Source organism: Seohaeicola sp. 4SK31 (assembly GCF_028802875.1).
GTDB lineage: Bacteria > Pseudomonadota > Alphaproteobacteria > Rhodobacterales > Rhodobacteraceae > Seohaeicola.
This window is the reverse complement of record NZ_JARAMP010000055.1, coordinates 1-7184: the sequence shown is the minus strand read 5'-3', so window position 1 is coordinate 7184 and position 7184 is coordinate 1. Positions and strand designations below refer to the sequence as shown.

8 protein-coding genes and 2 pseudogenes are annotated in these 7184 nt (G+C 62.7%); all 10 read left to right on the top strand.

Annotation, left to right across the window (positions count from 1 at the left end; all coding sequences use genetic code 11):
• Nucleotides 1-291: 291 nt before the first annotated feature.
• Nucleotides 292-762, top strand: a complete 471-nt coding sequence (locus PVW27_RS21060; RefSeq protein ID WP_274561124.1) for a hypothetical protein — start codon at nucleotides 292-294, stop codon at nucleotides 760-762.
• 40 nt (nucleotides 763-802) lie between these two features.
• Nucleotides 803-1288: pseudogene (locus tag PVW27_RS21055) on the top strand (ArdC-like ssDNA-binding domain-containing protein); the annotation flags it as partial.
• Nucleotides 1279-1686 (top strand): annotated as a pseudogene (locus PVW27_RS21050) (ParB/RepB/Spo0J family partition protein); the annotation flags it as partial. The pseudogenes PVW27_RS21055 and PVW27_RS21050, both read left to right, overlap by 10 nt.
• A gap of 76 nt (nucleotides 1687-1762) precedes the next feature.
• Complete coding sequence (locus PVW27_RS21045) at nucleotides 1763-2356, top strand: hypothetical protein (protein ID WP_037911611.1); 594 nt, start codon at nucleotides 1763-1765, stop codon at nucleotides 2354-2356.
• Between the two features lie 102 nt (nucleotides 2357-2458).
• The gene (locus tag PVW27_RS21040; RefSeq protein ID WP_274561115.1) at nucleotides 2459-3112 is read left to right on the top strand and encodes a DUF6927 domain-containing protein; all 654 of its coding nucleotides are present in this window, start codon (nucleotides 2459-2461) and stop codon (nucleotides 3110-3112) included.
• Nucleotides 3113-3236: 124 nt separating this feature from the next.
• Complete coding sequence (locus PVW27_RS21035) at nucleotides 3237-3563, top strand: type II toxin-antitoxin system PrlF family antitoxin (protein WP_005668772.1); 327 nt, start codon at nucleotides 3237-3239, stop codon at nucleotides 3561-3563.
• Entirely contained in the window at nucleotides 3560-4078 is a 519-nt protein-coding gene (locus PVW27_RS21030) for a type II toxin-antitoxin system YhaV family toxin (protein WP_008282927.1), read from the top strand. The genes PVW27_RS21035 and PVW27_RS21030 overlap by 4 nt, the downstream gene beginning before the upstream one ends.
• 94 nt (nucleotides 4079-4172) lie before the next feature.
• Entirely contained in the window at nucleotides 4173-4337 is a 165-nt protein-coding gene (locus PVW27_RS21025; protein WP_008282928.1) for a hypothetical protein, read from the top strand.
• Nucleotides 4327-4479 carry an antitoxin PaaA2 family protein gene (locus PVW27_RS21020; RefSeq protein ID WP_008282929.1) on the top strand — a complete coding sequence of 51 codons (153 nt, stop codon included), beginning with the start codon at nucleotides 4327-4329 and terminating at the stop codon, nucleotides 4477-4479. Before PVW27_RS21025 ends, PVW27_RS21020 begins: the two co-directional genes overlap by 11 nt.
• A 102-nt stretch (nucleotides 4480-4581) precedes the next feature.
• Nucleotides 4582-7184 (top strand): strawberry notch-like NTP hydrolase domain-containing protein (locus PVW27_RS21015; RefSeq protein WP_274561082.1); only part of this gene is annotated, 2603 nt, incomplete at its 3' end.

The window sequence follows — 7184 nt, the reverse complement described above, 5'->3', positions numbered from 1 at the left end:
ACCTGCGGAAATCATGGGGTTTGAGAGGAAGAGGAGGGCCGGGGGAGGTCAGGCCTGAGGATGCCCGAAAGAGGGTGTCCGGGCCTGATCCTGTTCCTCATTGGGGTCTGATGCCGGAAAGTGCAGGATCCTGCGCTCTCATGAGCTTCGTATTTAACATTCTCTGGCATCAGATCCCTAAAGAGTGAAAGTGTCCTTCGGGTTTTGTGACTGACGGATGAGGGCCTTTGGGGTCCCTCAGATGGGTCCGGGCCGGGTTCCGGTCTGCCGTTCCTGATGAAGGGCATTCCCATGCAAACAGGTGTCTTGCGCGTGTTGCGCGCGACCGCTGCCTCGTGGTGGCGACACAAGGAACTACGCCGAACCGGCCAGACGGGGCAGGCACAACGGCTCGAGCGCGAGACCGTCCTGCGTGATCTCGGCTATCTCAGGCAAGCGGCAGCATTGCCACACGCGCATGCGATTTGCGGAGAGGGTGGGACTTTCCTCCATCTTGGTTGGACCACCGTTTCAACCTTCGCGCCGATTGAGCGCTTTCCCTTGGCCGCTCTTGCGGTCGCATGTGGCACGCCGTTCATCGATATCCGACCCGTCACCGATGTCATCGCCTTCGCGAACCTGCCGCGGGTGGCGCGGGACGGATCAGTCGACCCTGAACCCTGGGGCCCCGGCAGGTCCGTGTCGCTGACCACCTACATCGACATGGTCGAAGCCCTCGGTGCCAGAATCGCCAACGATCCGCGGCCCCGTCCGTCTATCTGATCACCATTCCCTCTCACCAAAACTCGAAAGGAGGCCAGCCATGGCCCGATCCCGCACGCCCAAATTCGATGCCTCCGAGGTCATCACAAACGAAATCATCCGTATCATTGAGCGCGGCGTCCTGCCGTGGCGCAAGCCATGGACCGCAGGTGGCAGCTCTCGTCCCCTGCGCGTGGGCGGAGAACCCTACCAGGGAGTGAACAACTTCCTGCTGACGATGCGGACCGTGATGGCGGGCCACAGCTCTCCCTTCTGGATGACGTTGCCGCAGGCCAATGCCTTGGACGCAAAGGTTCGCAAGGGCGAGAAGTCCTCTGTCGTCGTTTACTACGGTCAAAGCCGGAGGGACGCCGGCGGCGATGAGCATGACCGCAGCGACGCGGATGATCACTCCGAGGGAGCCCGTATCTTCCGCTTCCAGAAATCCTACCGCGTGTTCAATGCCTGCCAGATCGAGGGCTTGCCCGACAGCTTCTTCCCCGACCCGGAGCCCGTGCCCGAGCATCCGCCGTCAGAGCCCATGCCACCGCCAGCACCACGCAGTCCTGCTTCGCTCGGGACCGCCAGCGCGACAGCCTGATGCATGCGTTCGAGATCGAGATCATGCCCGACATTCGCGCGCATTGGACGCCGAATGCGGCGCTCTTCAACCGCTTTAAAAAGGCCTGGCTCCTGAAGATCCTCGGCGAGGATCTGGGTCTGGCCCAGGAGGCTGTGACGCTAGCCTCGTCGAGCAAGAAGGAGATCGTCGCTTTCTGCGACAAGCTCTTCGCTGAACCCTTCGCCACGCTCACGGACGCGCAGCGCGCTGCCGTGGGCGCCTGGTGTCCGCCCATGATGCAGACCGCCGGTGTCGCCTTTGATGAGGCGGAGCCCGCTGCGGAAACCCCGGAGCCTGACGGCGACATCGCGCAAGCGGCCTGAGTCCTCACGCGACCCGCGCGTGGACCATGCCGCCCGCGCGGGTCGACCCTTCCAAACCGAACAGAAAGACATCCCCATGGCTATTCTCAAGTTCTCTGCGTCCGCTGTTGCGGCACAGATCGCCCATGCGCGCGCCTGCAAGACCTTCCTGCCCAACTGGAACGGGCCCGTGGACAGGCCGGCCCTGATCCTCATCGTCGGCAATGGTGTGCATCTGCGCTCAAACGGCATCGATGGCACGACCACCCGTATCGTTACCACCGAGCAGGCCGATCCCTCCTTCGCCTTCGCCGACGGCATGAACCCGTTTCGGGACACCGACTGGATGGCGCAGCGCCGCATGGCGTTTCGTGATCTGACCGGCCAGTTCTACACCGACATCCTGGATGACGTGCAGGTGCTCATCGACCGGGGGCGGGGGGCGATCCGGCTCGCCACCGATGGCCACAGCATTCGCGTCTTCGTACGCCGGGCCTCGGATTATCTCATCGGCGGGACCTACGAGGTGCCCTCGGGCCTCGGCGGCACCTTCCGGGTCATCCTCAAGGATGCCTGCGACACCTTCGCGATCGTGCAGAACTGCGGCAATTGCGAGGATTTCGACGCCATGCAGCCCTACCGCGTGCCGCTCGATGCGCTGATGGAAATCGATGACCGGAGGGTGGCGTAACCCGCCCTTTCTCAAACAAGCATCGCCAATACCCTGCCGGGCCTGCGGCCCTCTCGGACCATTGGCGACGACATTTTTCCTTCTGAGAGAAAGGACTCTGAAATGGGTTGGCTCTTCTACACCGACCGCCGCGTCCAGACCTACGCGGATGAGAAAGCGGAGATTGCCCGGCTTTGCACTTTCGAGGGCGACGGGCGCAAAACCGAACTGGTAAAAGCCTGCAAGGTCGGCTCCACCTGGTATGCGGCGGCAAGGGTCACCAATCTCGACGGCACCGCTGTCGAAGACGCGACCTATATGACCGATGCGGATGGCTCCATCACTTTCGCCGCCGTATTCCTTACCCGATATGATGACGGCTGCTGGGGCTACAAGGACATGGAGGAAAGCGCGGGACCGGTCGAATCCCGCGCGCCACTGAGCCTATTGGCCCTGCTGTCCGAGCTGAAAGACCCAGACAGCTATGCTCATGCCTGGCGCCAGCGCTGCCAGGACTGGGCTGCGATCCCGGACTACGAGGAAGGCGACAAGATCAAGCTCGCAGCACCTTTGACGCTCACCGATGGCAGTACCTGCCAGATCGTCACCGCGACCCACTACAGGCGCGGGCGGCAGAAGCGCCGCTGCTACCGCATCGAGGAAACCGGTGGGCTCGTACGCCTATCGAAGGCCTCGCTTGCGGGCTCGGAGCTGCTCAGCTCCGCGAAAGGTGCTGCCAGCCCGGTGCTGGCGGAGTTTCTGGCGGGGCGAGAATAGGTCCTGCGCCGGACGGTTCATCGACCTGCCCGGCGACAGCAGATGCTGCGGCTTGTCTTGACAAGGCAATGCAAATGCATTACCTATCGCGGGCAGCAAAGACCCTTTTCTTCAGGAGACAGCCATGACAGCCCTCGCACAAGATGTCTCGAAACTCACGGATCGGTATCAGACGACCGTGCCGGCGGGTGTGCGCAAACAGCTCAAGCTGGGCAAGGGCGACCAGATTCGTTACTGCACCGAGCCGAGTGGCAGGGTCTATATCGAGCCCGTGCGCAGCGACGAGGAAGATCCTGTGCTCGGCGCCTTTCTCGATTTTGTCGAGGCCGATATCAAGGCGCATCCGGACCGCATTCGGGCGTTCGATGGGGCTTTGCATGACCGTCTTGCAGCACTGGTCGGAGACGTTGACGTCGATCTCGATGCGCCGCTATCGCTCGAGGATGAATGAGCGGCGATAGCGTGCCCGCTCAAGCGCCCCTTGTCGTAAACGGATGGTCGATTTATGCGCATCCGCTCTTTCTGGATCAGCTCGAAGGGCTGATTGAAGAGGTCGAGGCGCGTAAGGCACGCGATCCTAAGACCTGGCGCAAGAAAAACCCGACGAAACGGCTGGCCGCCATCTTCAAGCTGGTCACCGAGGCCATACCGGCAGATCCGGGTGCCGCCGCCTTCCGGCAAGGCGGCACACTCGGCGATCACCGCAAGCACTGGTTCCGGGCGAAATTCTTCCAGCAGTATCGGTTGTTCTACCGGTTCAACAGCGATGCGAAGGTCATCGTGGTAGCCTGGGTGAACGACGACAAGACCCTGCGCGCCTATGGCAGCAAGACGGATGCCTATGCGACGTTCAAAGGGATGCTGGAAGATGGAAATCCACCTGACAATTTCGACGCGCTCTTGAAAGAAGCTGCAGCGGCGGGCAAGCGGTTCGAAACTTCCCTTGAAGCGGTGCCCGATCGGTAAGTGGGCCAGCTTGCTGTGACCCTTTGGCATTATCGTTTACGACGCCCCGCTGGAAGATGTAGCATCGGCTGATAATACGGTCGGAGAAAGCACAATGATTGAGGCGGAAAACGATAGGCAGCACCTCGGGCTAGAGGAGCAATGCGCGCCTGACCTGACGGGGCACCGTTTCCCAATTGCTGTGCACGTTGCAGACATGCCCGATGACCTCGGCAAGCTGCTGGATATCGGGCTCGAGGAGCATTTCCGTGGCGGCTGATGTCAATTCGTATGACGCCTGGTTTTGCGCGCAGGTACAGGCCGCGCTGGAGGATGCACGCTCGGGAACATCTCAGGTTCAGGTGATGCAGGCCGCACAGGCATTGATTGATGCGAAACGGGAGGTCGAACCCAAGTCCTGACCAAGCCTTGGAGGTCAGCGCGGTCTGACCCCGTCACCCTGAAAAGCGAAAGCGGGCTTTTTGTCCTTTGGAACTCAGACCCTGATCCAAAGGAAAATCCCCATGTCCAAACCCAGAACGGCCAACCCGGCTCTCGCAATCTCCGAAGCCGATCTCGCCTCTGCCCTCGCGCAAATCGGCACGGAGGTCGATGACCAGCCCCTGCGCAGTTCAGCGCTCGCGCGTATCATGCGCGAGACGTTTCATGGCAGCGATGCCGGGGGCGCCTGGGACTGGCGCATAGCCTATGACATGATGCAGGCTGCGGCTGTCCAAGTGGTGCTGCGTGGGAACGGCGTGGCAGATGACATCGCCGCTGCAAAGCTGCTTGCCTCGCGGCTGCTGACGGAAACCCGCCGCTCCGAGCAGCAGATCCGGCTGCAGCAGTTTTCCACGCCGTTGCCTTTCGCGGCGCTGGTCTTGCGGGCCGCGGCGATCCGCAAGGGCGAGACCGTGCTGGAGCCCTCGGCTGGCACCGGTGCCCTGGCTGCTTTCGCCGCCCGGGCCGGTGCCACGCTTTTGCTCAACGAAATCGACCCTTTTCGCCAGCGCCTCCTGCGCGCGGTCTTTGGTGGCGATGTGACGGGCCATGACGGCGAGCATATCGACGATCTGCTGCAGACGCCGGTTCTACCCGACGTCGTGGTGATGAATCCGCCCTTCGCCTCCTCGGTCGACCGATCCCGCGACAAGCACATCGCTGCCAAACATCTCATTGCGGCTGCAAAGCGCCTGGCACCAGGTGGGCGCCTGGTGGCGATCATGCCGCCGGGGTTCACGCCCGAACGCGATGCCGCGCATTGGTCCCGCGCCTGCGGTCTCCTGACGCCACGATTGGCGCTGACGATGCCGGGGCAGGTCTACCGCAAGCTCGGCACCTCTGTCGAAACCCAGCTCATGGTCTTCGACAAGGTGCAGGAGGGCGGCGAGATGATCCGCGCCACTTTGTTCGATCTGGATGAAGCCCTTCCATTTGTCGATGCCGTGGCCGCAACACGGACCGAGATGCGCCCCGCCCAACGGGTTGAAGCGATCCCTCATGCTCGGCCGACCGTTCGATCATCTGTCCCGCGCAAGACCGCTGCCGGTGTTATCACCGCCCCCACAGCCAGGGCCAATGCCGTCCGTCCGCTCAGCTTCACGAGCCTTCAGACCCCGCGCAACAACATGCCCATCTCGGACATCTATGCGCGCTACCGTCCGCAACGGATCGAGATTGCGGATGCGCAGGAACATCCCACGCCGCTGGTCGAAAGCATCGCCATGGCCTCGGTTGCCCCGCCCATGCCCTCAAATACGGGCCGTGATGACTTGCGCCTGCCCGCACGGTTGATCGAGGAGGGACATCTCTCCGAGGCGCAGCTGGAAACCATCATCATGGCGCATGACGCCCATGGGCGCGACCTGCCGGGTCGGTTCGCGATCGATGACGACCAGACCAAGCTGACGCGCGCCGATGATGACCCTAATGCACGTGCCTATCGCCTTGGCTATTTCCTCGGCGACGGCACCGGTTGCGGCAAGGGGCGCGAATGCGCGGGGCTCATTCTCGTGAACTGGCTGGCCGGTCGCAGAAAGGCGATCTGGGTCTCCAAATCCGCCACGCTCATCGAGGACGCCATCCGCGACTGGACCGATCTCGGCGGCTCGCCAGCCGACATCCAGCCGCTCTCAAAATGGAAACCGGACCAGCCCGTCCCTATGGGTGACGGTATTCTCTTCGTCACCTACGCCACGCTGCGGTCCGCGGGCAAATGCGGCACCACACGACTGAGCCAGATCCTCGCCTGGATGGGTGAAGACTTTGACGGCGTTCTTGCCTTCGATGAGGCCCATGCCATGCAGAACGCGGCAGGATCCGAGGAGGGCAGGGGGGTCAAACCCTCCCAGCAGGGCCTTGCTGGCCTGCGGCTGCAACTGGCAGCACCCCGCGCCCGCGTCTTCTACATCTCGGCCACGGGTGCCACGAGCGTGCACAACCTCGCCTATGCCGCGCGTCTCGGTCTCTGGGGGCAGGGGCCCGAATACCCATTTCCAAGCCGCGAGAGCTTCGTCTCGGCGATGGAGGCGGGCGGTGTCGCGGCGATGGAAGTGGTCGCCCGTGATCTCAAGACGCTCGGGCTCTACACGGCGCGCGCCCTCAGTTTTGATGGGGTGGAGTATGACGTGCTCGAACACGCGCTCACTCCGGCCCAGATCGAGATCTACGACGCCTATGCGGGTGCGTTTCGGACGATCCACCACAATCTCGAGGCCGCGCTGACGGCGACCGGCGTCAACGACGCCTCTGGCGAGACCAATGCCTCGGCTGCTCGCGCCTCGGCCAAGTCCCGCTTCGAGAGCACGAAGCAGCGTTTCTTCAACCATCTCCTGATGGGCATGAAGGCTCCAAGCATTATCCGCGCCATCGCGGACGATCTGGCGGCAGGCAATGCTTGCGTCATCCAGGTTGTCTCGACAGGCGAGAGCCTGCTGAAGCGTCGGCTTGAGGCGATGGACCCGGAGGATGAACTCGTCGAGGGAAGACCAAGCCTCATCATCCCGTGCGCATTTCGCGGAATTTGGGCAGTGATTTCGCGTGATCTCGGGCACGCGTTTCACGGCATCGCGGGCAGCCATTTCACGCCCTCGGGCAGGCTGGCCAACGGGTTTCATAGAGTCAGGGC